General features: G+C 68.0%; 1 protein-coding gene. It reads right to left on the reverse strand.

What is annotated here, in order from left to right:
- Nucleotides 1-272, reverse strand: a 272-nt coding sequence (locus H928_RS26730) for an MFS transporter (RefSeq protein ID WP_043339263.1), incomplete at both ends; no start/stop codon positions are given.

The following is a 272-nucleotide window of genomic DNA, read 5'->3' on the forward strand; positions in this document are numbered from 1 at the left end:
GCGCGGCCCAGCAGCAGCATCGGCATGGATGGCGCGGTTGCACACAGCAGGCTGCCCAGGCCAAACACCAGCAGGCCCGCCAGCATGGCACCCCGCGCGCCCCAGCGGGCCAGCATGCGCACCGCCAGCGCCGCGCCAATGATCGAGGCCACAACAAACAAGGTGGTGCTCCAGGCATACCAGGCCAGGCCGCCAATCTCCTGCACCACCGAGGGCAGGATGGTGGTGACGATATGCACATTGATCGCATGCATGGCGACCGCGCCGGTCAG

Origin of the sequence: Comamonas sp. B-9, from assembly GCF_000410635.1 — a bacterium.
Lineage (GTDB): Bacteria > Pseudomonadota > Gammaproteobacteria > Burkholderiales > Burkholderiaceae_C > Comamonas.